At 69.4% G+C, this 24,016-nt stretch carries 22 protein-coding genes and 1 pseudogene; 11 read left to right on the top strand and 12 right to left on the bottom strand.

Going from position 1 to position 24,016, the window contains the following annotated elements; all coding sequences use genetic code 11:
* Positions 1 to 35: 35 nt before the first annotated feature.
* From ACFZCY_RS02435 to ACFZCY_RS02425, 3 genes are read right to left on the bottom strand one after another with little or no spacing between them, the layout of a single operon-like run.
* On the bottom strand, positions 36 to 773 hold the full coding sequence (locus tag ACFZCY_RS02435) for a DUF2637 domain-containing protein (RefSeq protein ID WP_391168743.1): 738 nt from the start codon (positions 771 to 773) through the stop codon (positions 36 to 38).
* Between the two features lie 51 nt (positions 774 to 824).
* Positions 825 to 2,192, bottom strand: a complete 1,368-nt coding sequence (locus ACFZCY_RS02430; protein ID WP_391169378.1) for a cell division protein FtsK — start codon at positions 2,190 to 2,192, stop codon at positions 825 to 827.
* Between the two features lie 14 nt (positions 2,193 to 2,206).
* Entirely contained in the window at positions 2,207 to 2,551 is a 345-nt protein-coding gene (locus ACFZCY_RS02425) for a hypothetical protein (protein ID WP_391168741.1), read from the bottom strand.
* 152 nt (positions 2,552 to 2,703) lie between these two features.
* Between ACFZCY_RS02425 and ACFZCY_RS02420 the strand changes: the two genes are divergently transcribed.
* Positions 2,704 to 3,234 carry an SCO5717 family growth-regulating ATPase gene (locus ACFZCY_RS02420; protein ID WP_391168739.1) on the top strand — a complete coding sequence of 177 codons (531 nt, stop codon included), beginning with the start codon at positions 2,704 to 2,706 and terminating at the stop codon, positions 3,232 to 3,234.
* Between the two features lie 1,459 nt (positions 3,235 to 4,693).
* Here the strand turns inward: ACFZCY_RS02420 and ACFZCY_RS02415 are convergent.
* The gene (locus ACFZCY_RS02415; protein ID WP_391168738.1) at positions 4,694 to 5,860 is read right to left on the bottom strand and encodes a helix-turn-helix domain-containing protein; all 1,167 of its coding nucleotides are present in this window, start codon (positions 5,858 to 5,860) and stop codon (positions 4,694 to 4,696) included.
* A gap of 836 nt (positions 5,861 to 6,696) precedes the next feature.
* Here ACFZCY_RS02415 and ACFZCY_RS02410 point away from each other — a divergent pair.
* The 3 genes from ACFZCY_RS02410 to ACFZCY_RS02400 all read left to right on the top strand — a co-directional run bounded on the left by ACFZCY_RS02410 (position 6,697) and on the right by ACFZCY_RS02400 (position 9,550).
* Complete coding sequence (locus ACFZCY_RS02410; RefSeq protein WP_391168736.1) at positions 6,697 to 6,879, top strand: hypothetical protein; 183 nt, start codon at positions 6,697 to 6,699, stop codon at positions 6,877 to 6,879.
* 664 nt (positions 6,880 to 7,543) lie between these two features.
* The gene (locus tag ACFZCY_RS02405) at positions 7,544 to 8,404 is read left to right on the top strand and encodes a radical SAM protein (protein ID WP_391168734.1); all 861 of its coding nucleotides are present in this window, start codon (positions 7,544 to 7,546) and stop codon (positions 8,402 to 8,404) included.
* Positions 8,405 to 8,416: 12 nt separating this feature from the next.
* Positions 8,417 to 9,550, top strand: a complete 1,134-nt coding sequence (locus ACFZCY_RS02400; protein ID WP_391168733.1) for a methyltransferase domain-containing protein — start codon at positions 8,417 to 8,419, stop codon at positions 9,548 to 9,550.
* Positions 9,551 to 9,892: 342 nt separating this feature from the next.
* Here the strand turns inward: ACFZCY_RS02400 and ACFZCY_RS02395 are convergent, their stop codons facing one another.
* The 5 genes and pseudogenes from ACFZCY_RS02395 to ACFZCY_RS02375 form a co-directional block, all read right to left on the bottom strand.
* Positions 9,893 to 10,432, bottom strand: a complete 540-nt coding sequence (locus ACFZCY_RS02395; protein WP_391168731.1) for a DinB family protein — start codon at positions 10,430 to 10,432, stop codon at positions 9,893 to 9,895.
* A 103-nt stretch (positions 10,433 to 10,535) separates the two neighbouring features.
* Positions 10,536 to 10,907 carry a VOC family protein gene (locus ACFZCY_RS02390; protein WP_391168730.1) on the bottom strand — a complete coding sequence of 124 codons (372 nt, stop codon included), beginning with the start codon at positions 10,905 to 10,907 and terminating at the stop codon, positions 10,536 to 10,538.
* A 109-nt stretch (positions 10,908 to 11,016) separates the two neighbouring features.
* Positions 11,017 to 11,502: a GNAT family N-acetyltransferase gene (locus ACFZCY_RS02385; RefSeq protein ID WP_391169376.1), complete on the bottom strand. Its 486-nt coding sequence runs from the start codon at positions 11,500 to 11,502 to the stop codon at positions 11,017 to 11,019.
* 182 nt (positions 11,503 to 11,684) lie between these two features.
* Entirely contained in the window at positions 11,685 to 12,659 is a 975-nt protein-coding gene (locus ACFZCY_RS02380) for a CU044_5270 family protein (protein WP_391168729.1), read from the bottom strand.
* Positions 12,652 to 13,270, bottom strand: a pseudogene (locus tag ACFZCY_RS02375) (RNA polymerase sigma factor). The gene ACFZCY_RS02380 and the pseudogene ACFZCY_RS02375 overlap by 8 nt, the downstream one beginning before the upstream one ends.
* A 259-nt stretch (positions 13,271 to 13,529) precedes the next feature.
* Between ACFZCY_RS02375 and ACFZCY_RS02370 the strand changes: the two are divergent.
* Positions 13,530 to 14,174 (top strand): LysE family transporter, encoded by a 645-nt coding sequence (locus ACFZCY_RS02370; RefSeq protein WP_391168726.1) that lies wholly within the window; start codon positions 13,530 to 13,532, stop codon positions 14,172 to 14,174.
* An 84-nt stretch (positions 14,175 to 14,258) separates the two neighbouring features.
* Here the strand turns inward: ACFZCY_RS02370 and ACFZCY_RS02365 are convergent, their stop codons facing one another.
* Positions 14,259 to 15,377 (bottom strand): MFS transporter, encoded by a 1,119-nt coding sequence (locus tag ACFZCY_RS02365; RefSeq protein WP_391168724.1) that lies wholly within the window; start codon positions 15,375 to 15,377, stop codon positions 14,259 to 14,261.
* A 532-nt stretch (positions 15,378 to 15,909) separates the two neighbouring features.
* Positions 15,910 to 16,815, bottom strand: a complete 906-nt coding sequence (locus ACFZCY_RS02360) for an NAD-dependent epimerase/dehydratase family protein (protein WP_391168722.1) — start codon at positions 16,813 to 16,815, stop codon at positions 15,910 to 15,912.
* 128 nt (positions 16,816 to 16,943) lie between these two features.
* Between ACFZCY_RS02360 and ACFZCY_RS02355 the strand changes: the two genes are divergently transcribed.
* Positions 16,944 to 17,513, top strand: coding sequence for a TetR family transcriptional regulator (locus tag ACFZCY_RS02355; RefSeq protein WP_391168721.1), 570 nt, complete (start codon positions 16,944 to 16,946; stop codon positions 17,511 to 17,513).
* Between the two features lie 152 nt (positions 17,514 to 17,665).
* Here ACFZCY_RS02355 and ACFZCY_RS02350 read toward each other — a convergent pair whose 3' ends face one another.
* Positions 17,666 to 18,550, bottom strand: a complete 885-nt coding sequence (locus ACFZCY_RS02350; RefSeq protein ID WP_391168720.1) for a bifunctional DNA primase/polymerase — start codon at positions 18,548 to 18,550, stop codon at positions 17,666 to 17,668.
* Between the two features lie 445 nt (positions 18,551 to 18,995).
* Between ACFZCY_RS02350 and ACFZCY_RS02345 the strand changes: the two genes are divergently transcribed.
* The 5 genes from ACFZCY_RS02345 to ACFZCY_RS02325 all read left to right on the top strand — a co-directional run bounded on the left by ACFZCY_RS02345 (position 18,996) and on the right by ACFZCY_RS02325 (position 23,998).
* Complete coding sequence (locus tag ACFZCY_RS02345; RefSeq protein WP_391168719.1) at positions 18,996 to 20,231, top strand: acyl-CoA dehydrogenase family protein; 1,236 nt, start codon at positions 18,996 to 18,998, stop codon at positions 20,229 to 20,231.
* 116 nt (positions 20,232 to 20,347) lie between these two features.
* Positions 20,348 to 21,283, top strand: coding sequence for an OB-fold domain-containing protein (locus ACFZCY_RS02340; protein WP_391168717.1), 936 nt, complete (start codon positions 20,348 to 20,350; stop codon positions 21,281 to 21,283).
* The gene (locus tag ACFZCY_RS02335; protein WP_391168716.1) at positions 21,283 to 22,401 is read left to right on the top strand and encodes an acyl-CoA dehydrogenase family protein; all 1,119 of its coding nucleotides are present in this window, start codon (positions 21,283 to 21,285) and stop codon (positions 22,399 to 22,401) included. The genes ACFZCY_RS02340 and ACFZCY_RS02335 overlap by 1 nt, the downstream gene beginning before the upstream one ends.
* Complete coding sequence (locus tag ACFZCY_RS02330) at positions 22,398 to 22,835, top strand: MaoC/PaaZ C-terminal domain-containing protein (protein ID WP_391168714.1); 438 nt, start codon at positions 22,398 to 22,400, stop codon at positions 22,833 to 22,835. Before ACFZCY_RS02335 ends, ACFZCY_RS02330 begins: the two co-directional genes overlap by 4 nt.
* The gene (locus ACFZCY_RS02325; RefSeq protein ID WP_391168712.1) at positions 22,832 to 23,998 is read left to right on the top strand and encodes a lipid-transfer protein; all 1,167 of its coding nucleotides are present in this window, start codon (positions 22,832 to 22,834) and stop codon (positions 23,996 to 23,998) included. Before ACFZCY_RS02330 ends, ACFZCY_RS02325 begins: the two co-directional genes overlap by 4 nt.
* Positions 23,999 to 24,016: the final 18 nt, after the last annotated feature.

Raw genomic sequence — 24,016 nt, 5'->3', positions numbered from 1 at the left:
AGGGATGCGGATTGCCGGAACGGCCGGCGGGGGACTCAGGCGGAGAGCTGGGCGTGGGCGGCGGTGGCCAGCGGCAGCGCGACGCCGAGGCGGTCCCGGAGCTGGGCGGCGGTAATGGGCTCGCCGTGTTCGGCCTGGTAGGTGTCGGCGATGGTGCGGGCCGCATTCATCAGCGGAGCGGGCACCGTGACCGCCGGAGACGTGTCCGGCTTTGGCCGGACAGGAGTGGCCACCGGTGCAGGAGCGGGGACAGGCTCACTCCGGGCGACCAGCGCCGGGTCCCTCTCTGGCTCCGCCGGGGACTGATCCGCAGGCGTGTCCAGGGCCGGAGCCACCGGGATCGGGCCCGGGTCTGCCTCAGGGGAGCTGTGAGCCACGGCGTGGAAGTGGCGCAGGAGTTGGGGGCCGACTGCTCCCCAGCCCAGGAGGAGGAGCGGGGCCACTGCATCCACGGCGGCGCGGCCGTAGTGCCCGGCGACGATGGGTTCGGCGATGTTGAGGGCCAGTGTCAGCAGCCCGGACAGGTGCATCAGCCGGGTGGCGGCCTTGATGTGCTCGGCGGGGACGCCGCGCAGGGACAGGTAGCGCAGGGCCACCAGGAGACCGACGACGGACAGGTCCACCATCGGGGCGATCAGCGGCGCGATCGGTCCGGGGACACCGAGGCGGCGGGCCAAGGCCCAGACGTTGCCGAAGGAGAAGACGAACGCCAGGGCAGCGATGATGCCCATGATCACGGTCACCGTGCGCTGAGTGATCCGGTCCTCAGACAAAACGTTTCACCTCCTTTCGGAGCGTTGTGGCGTACAAAGCGGCCAGGGGGCTCAGGCCGCCTTTTCGAGCAGGACTCGTCCGCTGTGACCACCGGGCAGCCGCCGAAGCAGCAGCTCGACAGGGTCTCGGGTCAAGGGGGCGGTGTCGGTGGCGATGCGGGCCGCGTCCGCGTCGGCCACGTACGGGGTGCGGATGCGGGCGAAGCCGGGACGGCCCTGATGGGCCATCGAGGCCACGCCGACGTAGACCGGGTCCTGAAGTGCGGTCGGGTTGGCGTCCGGCCAGTTCCGGATGTCCTCCCCCAGGGCGACCACGGCTGCCTCAGCGGTCTTCTGCGCGAAGGACATGCCCACCGGGCACACGTCCCGGATGAAGGTGGGGATGGCGTCTCCCGTGGCCTTCTGGGTCGCGATGATCACCAGGATTCCGACACTGCGGCCCTTCTTTACCAGGTCCTCGACCAACCGGGCGTTCTCGGCAGCGAGCGCCGCGAGCTTCTTGGTCTGGGGGTCTGCGCCCTTGTACTCGCGGAAGTAGGTATGTGCCTCATCCACGATCGCCACGGTCAGCGGCCAGTCGGCAGAGGGGCCGACGTGCCACATGTTCTTGGCCCCGAGCACATCACGGATGGCCGCCGACCGGGCCCGCCGCAGATTCACCAGCCGCTTGAACAACGCATTCGCCTCGGCCAGGTCATCGCCGACGAACGCGAACGCCCGCTGTGCCAGGTCGGCATAGTCGCCCTCATGGGATGCGGTCACCTTGCCATCCGCGATGGCGTACTGAATCGCCGCCGAGGGAGCGGTGTCGCAGATGAACTTGTTGATCAGCGAGGTCTTGCCGTACCCCGGGAGACCGGCCACCGTCACGCCCGGCACATCCGACAGGCTGACGTTCACCGGCTGTGCGTACTCGTCCAAGCCCAGGTTCCACGCCGTCAGCGTCTCCGGGGCGGAGCCGGTGGGCGTGTGCTCGGTGGGCACGATCAGCGGGTCAACGCGGACACCACGGATGATCAGCTGCCCCGGCTTGTCCGGCTGCACCGAGACCCGCGTGCACCTCCAATCGTCGGCCAGATACGGGGCCGCCTTCTGGAACTCGGCCAAGCCCACCTTGGGCAGGCATCCCGCGCGGACCAGCACGCCGTACCGATCGGCGCTGACCTTGATCTTGGGCACCAGCACTCGGGGCTTGGGCACCTTCCCGTCGGGCGAGACCACCACGGCGGGAGGGGTCCGGTCGGTCACCGACAGACCGGCCATCGGAGCCAGCCGACGCCAGCGACGGCGCACCCGCACCGCCTGTCGCATGCTTTCGCGCGTCATCTTGTCGGCACGCACATAGCGCACCAGCAGCCACACGGCCCATATGACGATCAGGGCCAGAGCCGCCCCGGCCACCACCGGGGCGAACTCCATCACCTCCTGCGGCGTCACTTGGCCTCCCCCACCAGCTCCAGCTTCGCAGCGCGGTAGGCCACACCCTCGGACAGCTGACCGTTGAAGATCCGCGCCCACGGAGTGGCGAACAGCTCCGCAACCTGAACCGGCATACCGGGCTGGAGACCGTCCGGCACACCGCTTTCCGGGACAGTGAGCTTCATCTGCTCCGCGCGGCCCTCTTCCATGAGGAACACGGTCAGCGTGTACAGGGACTCACCGTCGCGGTCCGTTGCGACAACCCCGGTCTCCGGGTCCTTCACCTTCGGCATCGGCCGCGTGCCAGCGATGAACTGCGTTGAGGGCAGCAGGCCGACACGAATCCGGGTCATAGCCATGTGTTTCGAACTTCCTTTCGGGTTGACGCCGGGCTGCCCCGGCGACTGATCTAGTAATACCTAGAGCGCTCTGGATCAGTCAACGTGATGTGGAGCACTCTAGATCAGTGAGCTTCTGGTTGGGGTGGTCTAGAGCGAACTAGACTGCGGGTATGAGCCTGCCGAACGACGATCCGCGCCCGCCGTATCTGCTGGCTGCCGACAGGCTCCGGGCAGAGATCACCTCAGGGCGCCTCAAGCCCGGCGACCGTTTGCCCTCTTCCCGCGAGCTGAGGGAAACCCTTGGCATTGCGAACGCTACGGTCCACTCGGCCTTGCGTGTCCTGCGCGAGGAAGGGCTGATCTACTCCGTGCACGGGCGGGGGAACTACGTCGCCGACCCGAAGAAGCGCCAAGCGGTTGACCCGATCGATGAACTCGCCTCCGAATGGACCGGCGAATTCACCATCGACTACACCCCTCCAGCCTGGTACACGGCGTACAAGGAAGGTGTCGAGGCCGACGACGCCAAGGCCACGAATCGCGGCGATAGCGGCGCCGACCACACGGCCGGTCTGACGGAAATCCTCCTTGTCGTGCGGGAGCAACTGCGACAGGTCACAGGTCAGGTGGGAGACCTCAAGCAGCAGATTGCCGCTCTTGAGGAGAAGGTTTCCCGTCTAGAGAATCCAGGCGGGAACTGACCGCCGAGACCCTGTTGTTCAGGTCGGTCACCTCCTGTTTCAGGGCCCGCGTCATATTCGCGATCTCGGCCAGCAATGCGCGCTCCGCCTCACTCAGCACCGCTCTGCCTCCTTGCTGGCCAAGTCGCATGTGTCCCGCTCGCCATCAGTGCGCCTCAACGGCCTGGTCACGCTCCCTCGCAACGTCGAAACTCCATAGTGCACGAAGTGGTTGAGCCTCGTAGCCGTGCACATCAAGGGGGGAGGGGCCTGCCGGTGGACCGTCACGAACGTAGGCGGACGCAGGCGGACGCAATGAGACGCAGCGGGATGCAGCCGGAACGCGAACGGGGTGATGCGAATCACGCAGCGAAATTGCGGCCGCGTCCCCTCTGTCTTGCCGTTCATGATCAGTCTCGCTCTCTTTCTGGATCCAGGCCGCCCGGGCGACCATCACCGGACCACGCATCTCCGAATTTCCTGAGGCCGCGATTCCGTGGCAGGCTGCCGCGCCCTCGCGGACGGCGGTAAGCCAGCGCTTGCGGATCCATACTCCGGAGGATCGCCGGTTTGGGTAACCGGCACTTCCGTGGTACGTCCACGCCCTCACCCTCTCCAAGCCCTTTGGGAACCGGCTCTGGGGACATCGACCCCCCGTGATGTCGGTCACACCTTGCTGTTCGTCCACCCTCAAAAAGCTGCCACACACACCCTGTGGATAGATTTCGGCATTGCCGAGGATGAATCACTACGGATGCTGTCAAAGCGCGCAATAAAGGGTGCGAGGCTCCCGGGCGATGCAGCAGGGTCAGCGCGTCCGCAGCGTCGGTCGGGAGGGGGCGCAGCATCTGCTGTTCAGAGTTTCTTTACTGGATCAAGGCGGCCCGCTGGCGCGGGCCGCGCGCGCTGGCGGCCCGTGGCCGCCGCCCGCTCCTGTCTGCCGCCCCGCTCAGCGACGCCCCCGTGCCGCTCAGCGCGCAAGCCGAAGCAGCGGTTCGTCAGGTGCAGTCAGCAACTCAAACCGCCTCGCTGAGCCACCCCTCCCGCGCAGCGGACGCGCCGACGCAGCAGCACGACCAGGTCCACGCGCCCAACTGGCCCGCTAGTCCAAGATCCGCGGTGGCTCCATCACACTGGCCGGGGTCCGGTGGCTGGTGGCGGTCGGCCTCCGAGTCTTGAGGCACCTCCCCGGTCCGGGTCCCTCGTCGGGCAAGGCCAGGGGGCCACTCGTGCTAATTGCGGGCAGGTCCAAAGACTGCCCGAGTTGCCAACGAGCGTACGGCCCCCTGGCCATGCCCGACCCCAGACCGGGCAGGCCACCGCCCCAACACTCTCCGGCCGGCCGCGTGCCCAAGGTGCACCACCCAGCACCGCGCCACCATGCAAAGAGCCCCCACCGCTCCGAGGTATGAAGCAGTGGGGACTCGCCATCGCAAGCCTCAGCCCAGACCGAGCGGACAACCGCCCGACGGCGGGTCGGTCATAGCCTGATCCCGGCCTTCTTGGCAATCTTGTTGAGCTTCGGGTTGCTTCGTTTGTGGAGATGAGTCAGAACACGGCCGAGTTCTTGGCTCGTCGGGTGGACTTTGGCCATCTGGGGGGCCACGTCCCAGGCATCGACCAACGAGTCGAGCGCTCCATCCCGATCTTTTAGGGCTAGCTTTGCTCTCGACACATTCATGTGAGTCGGGCCGATTCGGGTTGGTGGCAGCGAAGTGCCCTCCCTGAACAGATCGGCAGCCGTTGCCACCGCGTCCTGATACTGCTCGGTGTCGGTCTCAGTAGCGATCACGTGGGTGGCCGTGTTGTCCGGACCAAAGAGCATCCCGCGCACGTTCAGATCGGTACCGACGAGTTCGGCAGCTTGCCATGCAGCCTCGATGTGACGCTGAGCTGTCGTCACGTCCCTAAGCCGCCCGGCGAGCGTCATTCCCCTGAGGTGGAGGATCCCCAGGCCGATATGGCGGTCCCGGCCCGTCAGCGTCGTCTCAGCCATGACCACCGCGCGGTCAATGACGGCCAATCCTCCGGCGAAGTCTCCACCGTTGAGGAATGTACCGGCTTCATCACGTGCGGCAATGGCCAGCGATAGTGCGTCGGCTCGTTCCGAGGCTTGCTTTTGCCTTGCTACGGCCAGCTCCGCCAGTGTCATCCAGCGGTGCCGCGCAGCCAGCCAATAGACGGTGCTGTAGACATCAGCCACCCTGCCCCAGTCTTGTGGCTGGCCGGTTGCGTGAGCGGAGTCCTGCACTCGTGACAGAACCTCAGGGAGTTTGTGGGTCACAAGCGTGAGGTCGGCGGCATCACGCAGTTGAAGTAGCTCGGCCACCTCATGTTCGAGAGCCGCTTGCTCGGATGGCGGGCCCTGAGGAAGGTCGAAACGTCGAATGGCTGCGCGGAGCGAATTAAGGCTGTCCTCGTCCCCGGCAGGAACGGGTGCGGGTTTGAGGAGTTCGTCCAGCGTGATGCTGAACGCCGTAGCGAGGGCAGCCCCCATCACTTGGCTGAGGGCACGTTCGCCACGCTCGATCTTGCCAAGCTGCGACTTGGACATGCCAGCTCGCCGCGCCAGGTGGTCCTGGCCCCAACCTCGCTCCTTGCGAAGACGCGCGACATTCGCGCCCGGGCTAACGGTCTCTGTCTCCATGAGCTGCGCTCTTCCCGCTGAGAGTGCTTTGTTCGCCAGTCTCTCAGGGCCGACTACCCGCAGCCCGGCGCTTGTGCACTTCTTGTGCACTTTCGACTCACCGATCCGTCGTTGACTGACTACTGAGAGCGAGACAGCCCGAAACGGCACCTGCACCCGCCGGGGTCATGGTCAACGCTGAGGGGAGCGCCAACGTGAGGAAGAGGATCACTCGACCGGCGAAACGGCTGCTGCGGACGTTATTGGACCTGGTTGGCGGGCAGCCAGGACGGCACAGCGCCGCCTACCTCGCTACCGGCGCCCCACGCATAGAGCCCCTGCCTGCACCGACACCCGCCATCCCCGAGAGGCTGGGCCAACCGGCCGCGACTGGGCCTCCGTTGGTTCCGATGCCGCCCCAGGCATGCAGCATCGCTACGTGGCGCGGGAGATCTGTTTCGTACATCGATCACCCGACTCTCGAACTTCCGCGTGTTCCCGCTCACCTCCGGCCCCCGATCTTCTGGGACACCGATCCAGCGCCGCCGTACGTCCCGCCCTTCTCCCTCCAACAGTGGGAGCCAAGGCGATGAGGGGGCGTCCAGCGGGACGCGGGGCACCGAGCGCTGAAGGCATCCGGGCGACGGCTGCTCCAACTGGCGAAGACCATCAGGAAGGGAGTCGAGCGTGAGCGCGCTCGTGTTGATCGGCGGCAGCAGTCGAAAGGGCGTGTTCGTACGACGCGAGGACGGCCCTGGAAGGCGCCACCCCTTGCAGTTCCCGCCGTGCCGGTGCTGGGAGCGGACGGGTGTGCCGTGCCCGGAGGCACAGCAGCGCCAGGACCAATTGAGGCTGCAATGACGTCCAGCGCCGCGCCGGACGAGACACCGGAGATCACGGATCAGACGGCCCAGTCGGCCGACCAGGCGGAGCGTGCGTTGCCCACGCTGGATGAGCTGGAGTCCCAGGCCGACACGCTCAGCAAAGGCATTCAGGCCCACCTGGCCGACCTCAGACGGCACAGGAAGCCACGTGGGTGACCGCCGCGCCATCATCGAGACGGCCGCCCAGGTCCGAGCCGACATGGGCCGATGACCAGGGCCGCCGCTGGTACTGCGGCTACTGCGCGGGATGGGCGACCGTCCGGTGCCCCGACTGCGCCGGAATCGCCGGAGGGTGCCGAACCTGCGTCGACATAGGCAGGGTCGCCTGCATCGTCTGTTCCGGGGGCCGCTGGCCCAAGTGGATCCCGTGAACCCGCAGACCTCTCACAAGCCCCCCCGGCAGTGGTGCGCAACCCATCTGACCGGGCGGTTCCACACACCGACCACGACGAGGAGCAGGAAGTACATGAGCAGGGCCCGGCACACGATCCACGCAGCCAAGACGGCCAAGGACACCCGCGGTTCCGGCGATCCGGCTGCCCGCCAGGGCTACTTGGCCGACCGACACGTCAGGCAGACCACACACGTCTGTGACGACACCTGCGAAGACCCCTGTCAGCACGACGTCGGCTGAACCCAAGAACCCTCGCTTCGTGTGAGCCCACTTCACCGGAGCGAGGCGAGGGGCCTCTCGCATAGCCCCTCGCGAGCCCCGCCCGTGCGTCGTTCCCCCGTGGCGCCGGGCGGGGCTTCCGCCCAACCCGAAATCCGATCCAGAGCGTGTCCGCAATCGCAATCCCAACAAGGGAGTGACAGCAGCATGACCGCCATCGATGACCGTCCGGTTCAGGCACTCGCAGGGCTCATCAATCTTCTGGAGCTGGAGATCACGGGTGGGTGCCAGCTCACGTGCACCCACTGCCTGGCGTCGTCCAGTCCGCAAGGCACGCACGGCGCCATGACCCTCAACGACTGGCGGACGGTCATCCACGACGCCGCCGCCCTGGACGTCACGACGATCCAGCTGATCGGCGGGGAGCCGACGCTGTACCCGCACTGGACCGAACTCGTGGAACTCGCTCTGAGCCTGGGGCGCAAGGTCGAGGTCTACAGCAACCTCTTCCACGTCCAGCCCCAGTGGTGGGACGTGTTCACCCGTGAGGGGGTCTCGCTGGGGACCAGCTACTACAGCGACCGTCCCGAGGAACACGACGAGATCACCCAGCGGAAGGGCAGCTACCACCGAACCCGCGCCCACATCGCCGAGGCCGTACGCCGGGGCATCCCCCTGCGTGCCGGAATCGTGCACATCAACGAGGGACAGCGCGTCGCGGAGGCACGAGCCGAACTGGCCTCCCTCGGCGTCAAGCGGATCGGAACCGACCGCGTACGCGCTGTCGGACGCGCGGCGACCACTATCCCCAGCGTCACCGAGCTGTGCGGCCGGTGCGGGGACGGCCGGGCGGCGGTGCTGCCGGATGGCAGTCTCTCCCTGTGCGTGCTCTCCCGGTTCATGCCGTGCGCCAACGTCCGGGAAAAGCGACTCGCGGATATCTTCAGCAGCCCCGAGTGGAAGGCTGCCGTGGACAGCATCCCCAGGCCCCGTCTGGGCGCGTGCGGGCCGGACGACTCCGACGCGTGCGACCCCTCCAACAACGCATGCGAGCCCACCGACGACTAGGGAGGACGAGACGTGGACTGGAAGCAGCATGCCGTCCAGCTCGCCGACCAGGTGACCGACCCCGTTTCACGCTGGCGCGAGCCCATCGCGAGTGTGCCCCGGCATGAGCTGGTGCCTCGCTGGTGGGAGCGCGACGGCGAGGGGAAGTGGATCCTGCGCGACGGCGCCTCCGTCCCCGGGGCATGGATGCGTACGGCGTACAGCGATAGGTCCGTGATCACCCGTGTGGGCGCACTCCACGCCGACCACGCGGAGCCGAGCGACCGGACGGAGGGGCGCCCGACGTCATCGGCGACCCACCCGGGACTCGTCGTACGGATGCTGCGGCATGGTCGGCTCACCGAGGGCATGGACCTGCTGGACATCGGCACCGGCGCCGGGGGGCTCACCGCGTACGCGAGCAGGCGATTCGGCGATCACAACGTGACGAGCGTCGATGTCGACCCGTACCTCTGCGACGCCGCACGGGCCCGTCTGGCGGCCATGGGGCTCCATCCCATGATCTACACCTTGGACGCCACGGGCGACCTCCCAGGGGTCTACGACCGGATCATTGCCACGGTGTCCGTCCGGCCCCTGCCTGCGTCGTGGCTCGCCGCACTTCGCCCCGGGGGACGCCTGGTCACCACGATCGCGAACACCTCGCTGATCCTGACCGCGTGGAAGACCGAGGACGGCGGTGCGGTCGGACAGCTCGAACGCGACTGGGCCGGATTCATGCCCTCGCGCCACGGCCCCGACTACCAACCGGGCCTGACCAAGCTGCTCGCCACGGCACGCGACCAGGACGGAGAGGAGGTTTCCATAGGCCGGTATCCGGTGGTGGACGTGGAGAATGCGTGGGAGCTGCGATCCATGCTGGAGATCACCATCCCCGGTGTGGAGCTGGACTACGAACGGCACGGGTCCTGGTGTACCGCGTACCTCGTCCACGCTGACGGATCATGGGCGCGCGCATCGGCCGAACGGACGGACCCGCCCACCGTGCACCAGGGCGGCCCGCGTCGCCTGTGGGACGAGCTGGAGCGCATCCGCAACCGGCAGAGTGCGGAGGGCGGACTTTCGCTGTACGGAAGCCGGGTGAAGATCACGCCCGATGGCGTCTGCCACCTGGCGAGAGGGCGGTGGACAGCAAAGATCGACTAGCCCAGACCGAGCCCGGAGACTGTGGACCACTGGTGGACCACGCCTCGTCCATCAGCCAGGCAGAAGGGCCGTCCGCGCAGGTCGGGGCTGTAGCCGTCGTCCTGTCTACAGCCCTCTTGAAAACCGTCGTGGCAGCGATGTCACCGTGGGTTCAAATCCCACAGCCTCCGCCGAGGTCAGCGAACTAGCTGGTCAGAAGGGGTGCCCCGAGTCGAGGGGCACCCCTTCTGCATGTCCGCCGTCTCACTGGGTGTGGACCAGGAGAGGCCCTGTCATCGCGGCAACTCGGAGAGCGAGACATGCGATACGGCCCAAACGATGTCTAGATCCTCGAGGAACGCACTACTCGCCCGTTAGCCCGTCCACCGACTCCCGGAGGAGATCGGCGTGGCCGTTGTGCCGGGCGTACTCCTCGATCAGGTGGAACAGGATCCACCGCAGGGTGGGTATCCGGCCGTCGGGCCACGAGCGTCGGGCGGGCCGGTCCAAGCCGCCGTCGGCCAGCGCCTCCGTGATCAGGGAGCGTGAGCGGGCCACGGCGTCCTGCCACATCGTGCGGAGCTGCTCGGGAGTGTCCTCTGCGGCCGAGTGCCACTCCCACTCCGGGTCGGCCTTCCAGTCGACCGCGTCCCACGGCGGCTCAAAGTCTCGCCCATGCAGATGCCGGGAGCACCACAAGTCCTCGACGAAGGCCAGGTGCTTGAGCATGCCGCCCAGGGTCATCGACGAGGCGCCGACCGTGGCGTTCAGACCGGCTTCGTCCAGGCCCGCGCACTTCCACGCCAGGGTCGCGCGCTGGTAGTCCAAGAAGCCGAGCAGGGTGGTGATCTCGTCGCTCGCGAGCGGGGCTTCCGGGCGGCCGTGCTCATCCAGGTCCGTCATGAGCGGCGAGTCTAGGAGCTCGATAGGCCAACGGGGCCCCGGCCCGACGAGCCGGCCGACGAACTCCCTGGCAAACCCGAAGAGGCGGACGAGAACCCGTCAGTCAGCCTTGGCAGATGCAGAAGGGATGACCAGCCGGATCAGTGAGAACCCGTGCCTTGGCGGCATCATGGGGCTGGTGATCCGGCTTGCTCGCGCCCAGCTCCAGCAGCCGGGCCTCGGCGTCGTCCAGGTCCACGACGTCGAAGCAGAGGTGCAGCTGCTGGGGTACGGTCTGGTCGGGCCAGCGCGGAGCCCGGTAGTCGTCGACCCGTTGAAAGCCGATGAGGAGTCCGTCCCCACGGTTGAGACCCGCGAAGTCGGCGTCCGACTTCGGGTGCGGTTCGAAGCCGGTGGCCTGCTCATAGAACGCCGCCAAAGCCAGCGGATCAGGGCAGTCGAGATTTATGGCGACCAGCTTCATGCGCAGGGACATGACACCTCCGGGCCGGTCAGTGGACTTCCGCGATGAACACCCTAGAGGCGCCTGGCTACGGTTGAGCGGGCAGGTGATCCGGCCCGCCGGGGGCTGCTCGTCGTGCTCCTTACGGCAGGGAGCGAGTGAGCCACACCACTTCGCCACGGTCATCTGCCGAGACATGGTCACGCTCGAACCCGAGCTTTTCGAGGACGCGAAACGACGGCGCGTTCCAGGAACGCACCGTCGCCCAGAGCCGCTTACGCCCGGTCGTGATCGCAGCGTCGAGCACCGCGGAGGCCGCCTCAGTCGCATAGCCCTGTCCGTGCACACGCCGGAACAACTCGTACGCGATCTCAGGCTCGTCGACGGAAGCCCGCCCCACGGTGAGTCCGCAATACCCGATGAAGTCGCCCACATCGCGGCGGTTGATGACCAGCAGACCAAGCCCCGTCAGCGCCGGCGCAGCGATCTGAGCCTCGATCACCCGCCGGTTGTCCTCGATTGACGGCGTCCCATCGCCCCGTTCGGCAGCGAGCGCGCGATGGTCGTCGGCGTCGGCGTCGGCCCACGGACGCAGCGTCAGCCGGGTGGTTTCGAGTTGAAGCGGCATCGGCGGATACGGCACATCGCCACCCTATCGACGCCGCATCGGGCCGAACCAGATCGCCTGAGACACCCCCGCACCCCCGCACCCCCGCCAGAGCGGAGTTGTTCCACGCTCGAGGGGCGGTCTCCACGAGACCGCCCCTGACCAGCCATCAGCCCGATACACCTGCTGGAGTACTAAGGGGGCTAGGGGCGCTGCTTCAAGCGGTCGACGATCGCCCAGTCCGCCACGTGCGACAGCTGGATGTACGTCTTCTTCCCGGAACGCGAGGTCCGCTCGTCGCGGAAGCCCAGGAATTCATAGGACTCCGGGTCGAAAATAAGGTATTTGCCCTTCTCGGACGCGCGCTTGGGGTAGGAGATCCCCACCCCGGTGCGCCCGGCGGAGTCCTTCATCCCCGGGGTCGCCTTGACCCCGGGCACCAGGGCCAGCGCCTCGTACGCGGCGGGACGCAGTCCCTCGGGCAGCACCGGCCACTTCAGGAGCTCGCCGAGCATGAAGTAGGCGTCGTACCAGTCCCACGCGGTGAAGTCGTCGATCGACTTGTCGGACGTGCCGACGCCGATGATGCGCGAGATGAGCTTTTCCGGGTCGGTGGGCAGCTTCTTCAGCTTGCTCCACTCCCGAGGCGGCCACACGCCCTCGTTCTTCCCCAAGGGCTTCTCCCAGATCACCCGGCCGAGCTCCATGGTCAGAGATCGCTTGGAGCCGTCCACCGAGTCCCAGTTCACGTCCACATAGGTCTTGACCGCGCCGGTCTTCCGCTCCGTCTCCTTGATGATCCGCTTCCAGTAGATGAACTGGTCGTCGCGCGGCGCCACGGGCTTCTCGTGCCGACTCGCCCGCGTTGCGGCCCCGTTCAGCACCGTCACGGCGGCGGCGTTGCGCATGTGCGGGGCGTTCGTGCCCGCGCGGTCGGTGCGGCCGTCCTCGTCGGCGCCGTCCGTGGCGATCAGTACTGACGTGCCCGTGACCGCCATGGTGACCACCGCGGCTGTCGCGAGGCGCAGCGCGTGGCGGCGGCTGGGTGCGGGGCCGGGGTGCCGCTCCGTACGCGTGATCGTGTTGAGCAGTCGGTGGCGGGCCTGCGCCCGGGCCGGTTCGGTGAGCGGGGCCGCGTCGGCGTTCCAGTCCCGCAGGAGTTCGAGTTCGTCAGTCATGGTCGGATGCCTCTCGCAGTGTCGTCGGATCGGATCCGCCCAACGCTTCGCGTAGCTTGCTGCGAGCCCGGTGCAGCCGTGATCTGACCGTGCCGATGGGGACACCGAGGGCCTTGGGCCACCTCCTCGTAGCCGAGACCGCCCCACGCCACCAGCAGCAATACGTCCCGGTGCCGCGCGGGCAGTCCGGCCAGCGCCGCTGCCAGCTCGCGGCGTACGGCCTGTGCCCCTACCCGGGCCGCAGCCCGGTCGGCCAGCGGCTCCTCGTGGTCGGCGGGAGCCGGGACGCGGGCCAGGGCCTTGAACCGGCGGGCCTCGGCCCGCCGCTGCCGGCCGACCAGATTGGTCGCTATGCCGAACAGCCAGGGCCGGGCGTCGTTGCCCGTGGCCCGCGCGGGGTTGTACCGGTGCCGCTGCTGGAAAGCAGTGGTGAAGGTCTCGGCCATGAGGTCGTCGGCCGACTCGCCGCCGAGCCTACGGGCCAGATAACGGTGTACCGCATCCGCGTGCCGGTCGAAGAGCACGGCGAATGCCTCGGGCTCATCCCGGGACCGCGCAATGACCGAGGCATCGCTTTCCGCCCCCGTGCGGACGCCTGGCTCGACGGTCATCGGGGCTCCTCTCGTTCTGGGGAACGCTTGAAGGCTTGGGCTTTCATCTCTCTTTCGCCCGTCGCCCCCGGTGAGTTCCCTCGGGCCTCAGCCCCCGGCCGTCGAGGACGACCACTTGCAGTCTCGCCAGCGGCAAGGCCGTATCCTGCGGTAGGCGAGGCAGGCGCTGCTGATGCGTCGCAGCCGTCCGTTGCAGCCGGGCGACTCCTCACTCCGAACCCGGGTACCGGGTACCGACGAAGGACCAGGAGGTTGACCGGTGATCACTCTGGCCGCAGTCGGAGGAGTGGCACTGGTCGAACTGGGCATGGCCCTCACTCCGGGACCGAACATGATTCACCTCGCCTCCCGTGCGATCACCCAAGGCCGCAGGGCGGGCCTGGTCAGCCTCGGTGGGACCGCCGTGGGATTCGTGTGCTATCTGCTGGCTGCGGCTGCGGGCCTGTCCGCGTTGTTCGCCGCCGTGCCGGTGGCGTTCACGGTGGTCAAGCTTGCCGGGGCCGCCTACCTGGCCTACCTCGCCTGGGGCATGCTCAAGCCTGGCGGGCGCTCGCCCTTCGCCCCGGCCCAGGACCTGCCTCCGGTCTCCGACGCCCGCCTGTTCTCGATGGGGCTGCTGACCAACCTGCTCAATCCCAAGATCGCTCTCATGTATGCCGCCCTACTGCCCCAGTTCCTGGACCCGCAGGCAGGTCCGGCCTGGGGGCAGCTGCTCCAGCTCGGTGGTGTGCAGATCATCGTGGGGATCTCCGTGAACGCTCTGATCATGCTGGGGGCGGCACGGGTGTCGGGGTTTCTGGCCGCCCGGCCCCGCGCCATGACGGCCCAGCGGTTCATGGCAGGCGGCTTGCTCGGCGCCTTCGCGCTGCGCACCGCCCTGTCCCGTACTCCTGTCTCCACCTGAGCCAGGCCCGCGTGCCTGTGACACCGGTCCTGCGGTGACACCGGTCCTGCGGTGAGCCCAGCGCGGGTGGACCAGGTCCAGGCGTCAGGAGACGGAGACGTCGGCGTATCTGCCGCGTCGGCGTGCCGCGGCGGTGCCGGTGAGCAGTGAGCCGAGTACGGCCACGGCGGAGAGCAGGAAGGTCGCCGTGTAGCTCACTTCGGCGAGGGCGCCTCCGAGCAGCCCTGCGACGCCCACGGCGACGTCGAAGAAGGACGTGATGGCCCCGAGCGCGGCGCCTCGCTCTTCCTCCGGCGCGGTGTCGATGGTGATGAGGGCGAGGGCCGGGTAGAGCAGCGTGAATCCGCCCCCCGCGATCAGCGCCCCGACGGCCGCGACCCACAGGACCGGCGCGAAAGCGATGAGCACCATGCCGATCGCCTCCACCGAGGCGGAGACGACGATCACGGGCAGTGGGCCGATACGGTCCGGAACCCGGCCCGCGAGCAGGCGCACGCTCACGTACGCCGCGCTGAACAGGCTGATCAGCAACGACCCGTTGTCGATGCCACGCGATGCGAGGGCGAGAGCTCCGAAGCTGGCGACTGCCGCATAGCCGAAGGCACCGCAGCCGAGGGAGAGCCCGGGCAGCACGGAGGAGGGCGGCAGCAGACGGGTGGACACGGCGGTCCCCAGGCGCGCGCTGTTGGGCAGGAACGACAGCACACCGACGGACACAGCGGGCAACACCGCGGCCGTGACCCAGACCGCGCCGAACGAGCCGCTTCGGAAGACCGCTTCCCCCAACACCGGTCCGACGGCCAGGCCGGTCCACATGGCCAGCCCGTAGAACCCGACGATCTGTCCGCGGCGTTCCGTCGGCGTCAGGGACACAGTCCAGACGGAGCCCGCGGTGAAGAGCAGTGCTTCCCCCACGCCCATCACCAGTCGAGCCGCGAAGAGCCCCGGCAGTCCCAGCGGCAGGGCGTAGAGCCCGGCGACGACGATGATGATGGCGGCACCGAGCAGCATCACCGGCCTGCTGCCCCTGCGTTGGGCCAGCTGTCCTGCGTACGGACGTACCAGCAGGGCGACAACGCCCGAGACGGTGAAGGCCGTCCCGACTTGGAACGCGGATCCGTGCAGTTCCTCGGTGACCAGCCGGGGAATGACGGGAATGACCAGTCCGAACGAAGTGAAAGTACAGAACAAGGCCGTGGCCACGCCCGCAAAGGTGCGTGCCCAGCCGGCGGCCTCGGCAGTATTCCGGGCCGAATCCTCAGCTGGTGCGCTTTGCGTCGCCGGTAATTCTTCGTCGCTCACATCCGCCTCCGTCAGCCGACTCCACGGCCGTCTGCCAACAACAGGGTTCCCGTGGCAAAGGCGGCCTGCTCACGGGCGAGGAAGCAGGCCGGGGCACCCAGGTCGTGTGCTTGGCCGATCTTCCCCAACGGCAGCCCGTGTGCGCCAGCGGTTATTCGGGTCTTCCACCGAATGCGCGTACGCTCTCCGGCCGTAGGGCCTCGTTCCGTGGCTGCGGCATATCGTCGGTGCGTATCTGACCAGGTTTTTCGTCGGCCTCGTTCAGCGCTCGATGGATCTGCTCGTTCGAGCGTTGCTGATTGCGCCAGGATCACCTGTGCGCAGAACCGGAACAGGACGGCAACGCTGTGTCCGACCCGTATGAACATGGGGGTGGGTGGGGCTCCAGAGCTCCGGAGCCCCACCCACCCGGCTCCGTGGCGGAGGCGCCGGGTCAGGCAGCCGGGGTGCCGAAGTAGTGGCCGCGGTCGAGGTCCTCGATGAGGTCCGGGCCGGTGGGGTGCCAGTCCAGCAGCTCGCGGGTCAGGGCGCTGGACGCCGGGGCGCTGACGGCGAGGAAGCGGGCCAGCCAGCCGAAGTGCCCCTCCGCCTGCTCGGCGGGGACGGAGACCACCGGCAGGTCGAGGTGACGGCCGATCACCTCCGCGATGGTGCGGAGCGGCACGCCTTCTTCGGCGGTGCCGTGCAGCACCGATCCGGCCGGTGCCTTCTCCACGGCCAGCCGGAACAGCCGCGCGGCATCGAGGCGGTGGACCGCCGGCCACAAGTTGGCGCCGTCGCCCACGTAGCCGGACACGCCCTTCTCGCGGGCGATGTCGATCAGCCTCGGGACGAAGCCGTGGTCACCCTCGTCGTGGACCGACGCCGCGAGACGCACGATGGACGAGCGGACGCCGCGTTCGGCGAGGCCCAGCGTCACCTGCGCGGCGGCCTCCCGGGGAGGCGCCGTCGCGCCGGCGGCGGGCCGGTCCCGCTCGGTCGCCACCCGTCCCGGGGCGCTTCCGAGCAGGCCGGAGGCGATGACGAGCGGGCGATCGGTTCCCTCGAGCGCGGCGCCGAAGGTCTCGATGGCGCGCAGATCGGTCTTGACGGCGCCCTCGTAGTCCGAGAAGTCGTGGATGAACGCCAGGTGCACGACGCCGTCGGCCGCGGAGGCGCCCGCGTGCAGGCTGTCGGGGTCGTCGAGGGTGCCGCGGTGCACCTCGGCGCCGGCGGCGGCGAGGGCCTCGGCCGAGGCGTCCGAGCGGGCGAGGCCGACGACCTGGTGGCCCGCGCGGAGGAGTTCGGGCACGACGGCGGAGCCGATGAAGCCGGACGCGCCGGTGACGAATAAACGCATCAGTGAGATCTCCAGGTGGTGGCCCGTCCTCGCACACACAGGGCGCGTTCGGACAGGCGATGTCAGTCACTGTCATCGGCAGCCTAGCACTGCGATGTCAGTCTCTGTCATCACGTAGGATCGCGGTCATGGGTCGATGGGAGCCGGGCGCGCGTGAGCGGCTCGAACGGGCGGCGTTGGAGCTCTACGTCGAGCGGGGATTCGAGCAGACGACGGTCGCGGAGATCACCAACCGGGCGGGCCTCACGGAACGGACGTTCTTCCGTCATTTCGCCGACAAGCGCGAAGTGCTGTTCTCCGGTCAGACGGAGCTGCTCGAAGCCTGCGTGAACGCCATCACCGGTGCGCCCGGAACCGCGGCTCCCCGCGACGCGATGGCCGAGGCGCTGCACGCCGTCTCCGCCCGTTTGCAGGACCGTCGCGAACACGCCCGGCGACGCCGGACCGTGATCGACGCGAACGCCGGGCTCCAGGAGCGCGAGCTGCTGAAGCTCGCCTCGCTCGCTTCCGCGATGGCCGACGCGCTACGCCGACGTGGTGTCACGGAACCGACGGCGAGCCTGATGGGCGAGGCCGGGGTCGCGGTCTTCAAGGTGGCGTTCGAGCGCTGGATCGGCGAAGGCGGCGCGCCCGGGCAGACGCTGGCCGACGTCATCCGGGAGTGCCTCGACGACCTTGAGGCAGCGACCGCGGGATAGCCGTACGGCCGCGGCCGTGTCGTACGGCCGTGTCGTACGGCGGTCAGGTCGTCAGGCGGCCGGGTCGTACGGCCATGTCGTCAGGCGGCCATGTCGTCAGGCGGCCATGCCGTCAGGCGGTCCGGCGGTCAGGTCGTCAGGTGGTCCGGCGGTCAGGCGGCCGGCGGCAGCGGATGACGGGCGGTGCTGCGGGCCGCGGAGGTGACCGTGGCCTCGGCCTCGCGCCGGGGCAGGCCAGTATGGAGAGCGGCCTCGATGAGGGCCGGGGCCAGTTCGTCCCCCGCGCCCGTCTCGTACGCCCGGCAGGCGGCCCAGAACAGCCGGTCGTTGCGCCGCCCCTCCTGGGATTCGCGGACGAACCGTACGAGGGCGGCGTCACGCCCGGACGTTCCGCCGGTGGCCGGGCGGGGTGTCGCCCGGCCCGGCGGCGTACGGACCGGAGGGTGCAGCAGGTCGAGGAGCGCGGGTGGGGCGGGGGCGGGGCGCCAGCCGGGGGAGCCGGGGGCCAGGCGGTAGCGGCCGCGTGAGGTGGCCGAGCCGGGGCCGACGAGATAGCCGCCCGTGCCGCGGATGTCGATGCCGGGGGCGATCCGGCCGGCGGAGTTGGAGACGGTGAGTCCGGGCGGCCCGCATAGCCACAGGTGGCGCCCGCCGCGGGGCGTGAGCACGGTGACGGTGCGGGGGACGGTGAAGGCGTACCGGCGGGCCAGCCGGTCGAGTGCGGCGGCGCCGTCGATGCGCGCTTCGTGCTTGAGGTCGAGGTCGACGCCGATGAGGTGATGCGGGGCGCACCCGCAGGCGATGCCGTAGCCGGTGGCCCAGGGGGCGGCGGCGAAGAGCGCCCGGATCGCCTCCGGGTCGGCGGACGCGTCGTGGACGCCGTGCCCGAGCCGCCCGCAGGCGCCGCGGCACGGAAGGGGCACGGGGTCGTGGTGGTGAGGGGAGCGCACGGCTGGCAGCTTGGCGCGGGTCAACGGGATCACGCGGAAGCCGTGGGCCGCGGCGGCGAGGGCATGGGCGAGTGGTGTGTTCGCCATGTCCCCCATTTTCGGACAAGCGTCCGATAAGGGGAAGGGGGGCGGCGCGTCGGGGCAGTCCGGGGCGCGGGGGTGCGTCGAAGGTTTGAACGGAGTTCATCATGCTTGCGTGGTAATACGTCGTTCGGTGCGCTTCGTCTGCCGGACGATGGGCAACTTTCCGTCATGGCAGGTGTTCGCGCATGACCGAGATGAGTGAGCGAGTGGTGATTCATTGAGTGAACGGGACGGGTGAGGTCGTTTACGGTCACGCGGCGGCGCTTCGGTGCCGCCGCGCGGCCGTGCTCGGCAGGGCCCGGCCGCCCTCGACCGTGCTCGGCAGGGCTCGCCGTGCTTGGCAGCGCTTGACAGCGTCAATTTACCTGACGGATAGTCAGAAAGCTTTCCGTGCGCTTGTTTCCGTGCGCTTGTACGACGCCGTCGAGCCCAGGGGAGACCGCTGCTCATGCACCTCGCTCCCACGCCCCGCCAGCGGCAGCTGCGCGAGGAACTACGCACCTATTTCCGCGAGCTGATCACCCCTGAGACCCGTGCGGCCCTGCCGGGTGACCCCGCAGGCCAGCGACGGCTGCTGCGGCGGATCGGCGCCGACGGGCTGCTCGGACTGGGCTGGCCGGTCGAGTACGGCGGCCAAGGGCGCGGCCCCGACGAGCAGTTCGTGTTCTTCGACGAGGCCTACCGGGCGGGCGCACCGGTCTCCATGGTCACGCTCAACACGGTCGGTCCGACTCTGATGCGGTACGGCACCGAGGAGCAGAAGCGGTTCTTCCTGCCGCGCATCCTCAGCGGTGAGATCGTCTTCGCCATCGGCTATTCGGAACCGGAAGCCGGGACCGATCTCGCCTCGCTGTGCACGAAGGCCGTACGCGAGGGAAGCGGGGACGACGCGGACGTGCGCCGCGCAGCCGGATTCGGGACCGAGCCCGGGGCGGCCGCCGGGTCGTGGCGGATCGACGGCGCCAAGACCTTCACCAGCAACGCCCAGAACGCCGACTGGATCTGGCTCGCCTGCCGCACCGACCCGGCGGCGCCCAAGCACAAGGGCATCTCGATCATCCTGGTGCCGACCGACGCCCCCGGCTTCTCCTGGACGCCGATCGAAACGGTCGCGGGCCTGACCACGACCGCGACCTACTACGACGCGGTCCGCGTCCCGGCCGGACATCTCGTCGGCGAGGAGAACGGCGGCTGGGGGCTGATCACCACCCAGCTCAACCACGAGCGGGTCGCGCTCGCCGCCATCGGCATGCAGGCCGAGGACTTCTACGAGGCCGTCCTCGCCGACGCCCGTACCCCCGACCCGGACACCGGGGCCCGCCCCGCCGACCAGGACTGGGTACGGGCCCGGCTGGCGGAGGCGCACGCCCGGCTGGCGGCGACCCGGCTGCTCAACTGGCGGCTGGTCGGGGATGTGGGGGCGGGGACGCTGAGCCCGGGTGACGCGAGCGGCGTCAAGTTCGCGGGAACCGAAAGCGCGGTGGCGGTGTATCACCTATGTCAGGAAATCGCGGGAGAGGCGGGGCTGATCCGGTCGGGGTCGCCGGGAGCGTTCGGGGACGACGGCGAGCTGGAGCGGATGAACAGGGCCGCGCAGATCAACACCTTTGGGGGCGGGGCGAGTGAGGTGCAAAGGGAGATCGTGGCGACGATGCGGCTCGGCATGCGCCGGGGGCGACGATGACCGCTGAGCTGCGCGGGGTGGACGGGACAGGCGGGACAGGCGGGACAGGCGGGACAGGCGGGCCGGACGGACCCGGCGGGCCGGGCGGTCCGAACAGGCGGGAGGGACCGGATGAGGTGCACGGGCTGTACGAGAGGCTGAGGGCCTACGAGGGCCGGGTGGCGGCGAGCGGTGGCGAGGGCAGGGACCCGGTCAACGAGCCCATGATCAGGCACTGGTGCGAGGCCATGGGCGACACCAACCCCGCCTATCCGGGCATCGCACCGCCGACGATGCTCCAGGCGTGGACCATGGGCGGGCTCGGCGGGCACCCCGCCGGCTCGGCCCGGTCGGAGGCGTACGACGAGCTGCTGGCCCTGCTCGACGAGGCGGGCTGCACCTCCGTCGTCGCCACGGACTGCGAGCAGGAGTATCTGCGGCCGCTGCGCCCGGGGGACCGGATCACCTTCGACGCGGTGATCGAGTCGGTGTCACCGCGCAAGACCACCAAGCTGGGCACAGGCCACTTCGTCACCACGCGGATGGACGTCCGGGCGGGCGGCGAGCTGGCCGGTACGCATCGCTTCCGCATCCTCAAGTACGCACCGGTGCGGCAGAAACGGAAGCGGAAGCCGGAGCAGAAACCGGAGCAGAAACCTGAGCGGAGTCGGGAGGCGATGCGCCCGCGTCCCGTCATCAACCGGGACAACGCGGGGTTCTGGGAGGGAGTCGCCGCCCACAAGCTGCTCATCCAGCGCTGCACCGGCTGCGGCACCCTCCGCTTCCCCTGGCTGCCGGGGTGCGGCGGCTGCGGTTCGCCGGAGTGGGACACGGTGGCGGCCTCCGGCACGGGCACGGTGTTCAGCTATGTGGTCATGCATCATCCGCCCTTCCCCGCCTTCGACCCGCCGTATGCCGTGGGCCTGATCGAGCTGGCCGAGGGCGTCCGCATCGTCAGCGACATCACGGGAGTGCCGTACGACAAGGTGCGCATCGGGATGCCCGTCGAGCTGGAGTTCCTGCGGGCCGACGACGAGCTGGAGCTGCCCGTCTTCCGAGGGGCGGTGGCCTGATGGACTTCACACCCACCGCGGACCAGCAGTCCGCCCGGGACCTGGCGGCGGAGATCTTCGGCGATCTGTCCACCCATGAGCGGCTGTCGGCCCTCGGCACCGATGTCGACGGCGAGCTGTGGAAGGCGCTCTGCGCGGCGGGGCTGCCCGCCGCCGTGGAGGAGGTCGGCCTGCTCGGGTTGGTGCTGCTGCTGGAGGAGCAGGGCCGGGTCACCGCTCAGGTGCCGCTCGCGGCGAGCTGTGCGTACGGCCTGCTGCCGGTGGCCGTCCATGGCACGGTCGAGCAGCGCGAGCGGCTGCTGCCCGCCCTGCGGGACGGTTCGGCGGTGGCGACGGCCGCATACCGGCCCGGCTCCCGACTGGCCGGCTCCCGTCCGGCGGCCTCGGCCCGCCGGAGCACCGCGGGGTGGGCGCTGACCGGCACGTTCCCGGTGGTCCCCTGGCTGCGGGCCGCGACCCATGTGCTGGTCCCGGCGCTCACGGAGGAGGGGCGCACGCGCTGCTTCCTGATCGAGACCCAGGCGGCCCCTGCCCCGTCCACCCCTGCCCCCTCCGTCCCGGCCGCCTCGCCCCTACGGACCGAATCCGTGGAGACCACCGCACCCTGGGCGGCGGGGCGGCTCACGCTCCACGACGCACCCGCCGAGCCGCTCGGCGGTGACGGCGTCTGGGCCGACGTGCTCGGCAGGGCCCGTACCGCCTTCGCCGGGTTGCAGGCGGGCGTCTGCCGGGGATCGGTCGCGCGGGTGGTTCACCACACCTCTGTCCGCGAGCAGTTCGGGCGCCCGCTCTCCGCCCAGCAGGGCGTGCTGCTGCGCGCGGCGGATGCCCATATGGACACCGAGGCGATCAGGGTGACCGCCTACGAGGCGGCCTGGCGCTACGACCAGCAGCTGCCCGCGGCCACCCATGCGCTCACCACCGCCTGGTGGGCCTGTGAGGCGGGCAGGCGGGTCGTCCACGCGGGTCAGCATCTGCATGGCGGCATCGGCGCCGATGTGGAGCATCCGGTGCACCGGCACTTCCTGTGGGGGCGGCAGTTGGACGGGTATCTGGGCCCGGCCCCCGTCCTGCTGGCCGAGCTGGGCTCCCTGCTCACGGAGGAGACGGTCGTATGACGGTCACGGTCCGCGCGGGCGAGGCGCTGCCCCCGCTGCGTATCCCGATCACCCGGACGCTGATCGTCTCCGGCGCTCTCGCCTCCCGGGACTACCAGGATGTGCACCACGACGCCGAGGCGGCCAGGGAGAAGGGCTCTCCGGACATCTTCATGAACATCCTGACCACCAATGGCCTGGTCGGGCGGTATATCACCGACCACTTCGGGCCGCGGGCCCATCTCCGGAAGGTCGCCATCCGGCTCGGTGCCCCCAACTATCCCGGGGACGAGATGGTGTTGACCGGAGAAGTCACCTCGGTCGCCGACGGCACGGCGGAGGTCGCGGTGCTCGGGAAGAACGCCATCGGCCGCCATGTGACCGGCACGGTCACGGTGGAGCTGCCCACCGGCTCCCCACCGGGACCCGGCTCCCCGGCGGGAGACGTCCGATGAGCGCCCGCCGTCCGGACCGGCTCGGGGGGCGGGCCGCCGTCGTGGGTATCGGCGCCACCGAGTTCTCCAAGGACTCCGGCCGCAGCGAGCTGAAGCTCGCGACCGAGGCCGTCCGGGCGGCGCTCGACGATGCGGGGATCGCTCCGGCCGAGGTCGACGGGCTGGTCACCTTCACCATGGACACCAGCCCCGAGATCACCGTGGCCCAGGCCTGCGGCATCGGTGAGCTGACGTTCTTCTCACGGGTGCACTACGGCGGGGGCGCCGCCTGTGCCACCGTGCAGCAGGCCGCGCTCGCCGTCGCCACCGGTGTCGCGGAGGTCGTCGTCTGCTACCGCGCGTTCAATGAGCGCTCCGGACGCCGCTTCGGATCCGGGGTGCAGCACCGCGAGCCGTCGGCCGAGGGCGCGGCGCTCGGCTGGTCGCTGCCCTTCGGCCTGCTGACCCCGGCCTCCTGGGTCGCCATGGCCGCGCAGCGCTATCTGCACACCTACGGTCTGACGCCCGAGGCCTTCGGCCACGTGGCCGTGGCCGACCGCCGCCATGCCGCCACCAACCCGGCCGCGTATTTCCACGGCAAACCGATCACCCTGGCCGATCACGCCGCCTCCCGCTGGATCGTGGAGCCGCTGCGACTGCTTGACTGCTGTCAGGAGACGGACGGCGGCCAGGCGATCGTGGTCACCAGCGTCGAGCGGGCCCGCGACCTCCCGCGCCCACCCGTCGTGATCACGGCGGCGGCGCAGGGCTCGGGCCGGGCGCAGGAGCAGATGACGAGCTTCTACCGGGATGATCTCTCGGGTCTGCCGGAGATGGGCGTGGTCGCGCGTCAGTTGTGGAGCGGCAGCGGGCTGACCCCCGCCGACATCGATGTGGCCATCCTCTATGACCACTTCACGCCGTTCGTGCTGATGCAGCTGGAGGAGTTCGGCTTCTGTGAGCGGGGCGAGGCGGCCGGATACGTCGCCGAGGGCGCGCTGCCGCTCAACACCCACGGCGGTCAGCTCGGCGAGGCGTATCTGCACGGGATGAACGGGATAGCGGAGGCCGTCCGCCAGATACGCGGCACCTCCGTCAACCAGGTTCCGCACGCCTCCCGCGCCCTGGTCACCGCGGGCACCGGGGTACCGACATCCGGGCTCCTCCTCGGCGCAGACGGCTGAACTACGCGCGTGTCTGCG

This window comes from Streptomyces sp. NPDC007983, assembly GCF_042958345.1.
GTDB lineage: Bacteria > Actinomycetota > Actinomycetes > Streptomycetales > Streptomycetaceae > Streptomyces.
Note: the sequence above shows the minus strand (reverse complement) of the source record. Positions and strands in the feature narration are given on the sequence as shown.

What these genes read in the sequence shown, in the direction of transcription:
- ACFZCY_RS02430 (WP_391169378.1), bottom strand. Translation starts at nt 2,192, where the DNA reads ATGGAGTTCGCCCCGGTGGTGGCCGGGGCGGCTCTGGCCCTGATCGTC.
- ACFZCY_RS02425 (WP_391168741.1), bottom strand. Translation starts at nt 2,551, where the DNA reads ATGGCTATGACCCGGATTCGTGTCGGCCTGCTGCCCTCAACGCAGTTC.
- ACFZCY_RS02420 (WP_391168739.1), top strand. Translation starts at nt 2,704, where the DNA reads ATGAGCCTGCCGAACGACGATCCGCGCCCGCCGTATCTGCTGGCTGCC.
- ACFZCY_RS02415 (WP_391168738.1), bottom strand. Translation starts at nt 5,860, where the DNA reads ATGGAGACAGAGACCGTTAGCCCGGGCGCGAATGTCGCGCGTCTTCGC.
- ACFZCY_RS02410 (WP_391168736.1), top strand. Translation starts at nt 6,697, where the DNA reads ATGACGTCCAGCGCCGCGCCGGACGAGACACCGGAGATCACGGATCAG.
- ACFZCY_RS02405 (WP_391168734.1), top strand. Translation starts at nt 7,544, where the DNA reads ATGACCGCCATCGATGACCGTCCGGTTCAGGCACTCGCAGGGCTCATC.
- ACFZCY_RS02395 (WP_391168731.1), bottom strand. Translation starts at nt 10,432, where the DNA reads ATGACGGACCTGGATGAGCACGGCCGCCCGGAAGCCCCGCTCGCGAGC.
- ACFZCY_RS02390 (WP_391168730.1), bottom strand. Translation starts at nt 10,907, where the DNA reads ATGTCCCTGCGCATGAAGCTGGTCGCCATAAATCTCGACTGCCCTGAT.
- ACFZCY_RS02385 (WP_391169376.1), bottom strand. Translation starts at nt 11,502, where the DNA reads ATGCCGCTTCAACTCGAAACCACCCGGCTGACGCTGCGTCCGTGGGCC.
- ACFZCY_RS02380 (WP_391168729.1), bottom strand. Translation starts at nt 12,659, where the DNA reads ATGACTGACGAACTCGAACTCCTGCGGGACTGGAACGCCGACGCGGCC.
- ACFZCY_RS02360 (WP_391168722.1), bottom strand. Translation starts at nt 16,815, where the DNA reads ATGCGTTTATTCGTCACCGGCGCGTCCGGCTTCATCGGCTCCGCCGTC.
- ACFZCY_RS02355 (WP_391168721.1), top strand. Translation starts at nt 16,944, where the DNA reads ATGGGTCGATGGGAGCCGGGCGCGCGTGAGCGGCTCGAACGGGCGGCG.
- ACFZCY_RS02350 (WP_391168720.1), bottom strand. Translation starts at nt 18,550, where the DNA reads ATGGCGAACACACCACTCGCCCATGCCCTCGCCGCCGCGGCCCACGGC.
- ACFZCY_RS02345 (WP_391168719.1), top strand. Translation starts at nt 18,996, where the DNA reads ATGCACCTCGCTCCCACGCCCCGCCAGCGGCAGCTGCGCGAGGAACTA.
- ACFZCY_RS02335 (WP_391168716.1), top strand. Translation starts at nt 21,283, where the DNA reads ATGGACTTCACACCCACCGCGGACCAGCAGTCCGCCCGGGACCTGGCG.
- ACFZCY_RS02330 (WP_391168714.1), top strand. Translation starts at nt 22,398, where the DNA reads ATGACGGTCACGGTCCGCGCGGGCGAGGCGCTGCCCCCGCTGCGTATC.
- ACFZCY_RS02325 (WP_391168712.1), top strand. Translation starts at nt 22,832, where the DNA reads ATGAGCGCCCGCCGTCCGGACCGGCTCGGGGGGCGGGCCGCCGTCGTG.